1 protein-coding gene is annotated in these 551 nt (G+C 69.0%); it reads left to right on the plus strand.

What is annotated here, in order from left to right:
- Positions 1 to 72: 72 nt before the first annotated feature.
- On the plus strand, positions 73 to 551 hold a 479-nt coding region (locus VKA29_RS00545), incomplete at its 3' end, for a hypothetical protein (protein ID WP_324783093.1).

The following is a 551-nucleotide window of genomic DNA, read 5'->3' on the forward strand; positions in this document are numbered from 1 at the left end:
GCCCCGCGTGTCGATGGCAGCGGGCTGGATGTCCAGGTGGCGTCGAACCCCCCGGACGATTCCGGTCCGACGATGAGTGAGCTGGTGAAGAACTCCCGGGTCGATGTGGACATCGACCCGGATCCCGTGGAGATCCAGCCGGAGGATCCCGAGCCCGATCCGGAGAACCCGGGGACGGGTGTGTCGGCGGCGGGCGGGAGTGCGAAGGGCGCTGCCGATACCGCCATGTGGGCCAATCCCTGTCCCAGGGACGACCGTGGCCAGTTCGGTGTCTGCCGCGCGTACGACGCACGCGCTCCCTACCTCGCCGGCTCCAGACTGACCAACTGCACCATGGGCTTCGGGGTGTTCCTCCCCGACGGGCAGCAGCGGGAAATGACAGCGGCGCACTGCGGGGTCCTCCACAGCGCGAGGAGGCAGGACGACGGCAGCAAGGCCGGCGAGGTGGTGGCGCGTGACCCGGTCAGCGACGTCGCGCTGACGACGACGCCGATGGCACCGTACGTGTGGACCGGTGACTCGAAATCGACCACTGCCAAGGCGGTCGTTTC

The sequence above is a fragment of the Streptomyces sp. H51 genome (assembly GCF_035656535.1).
In the GTDB taxonomy this organism is placed as follows: Bacteria; Actinomycetota; Actinomycetes; order Streptomycetales; family Streptomycetaceae; genus Streptomyces.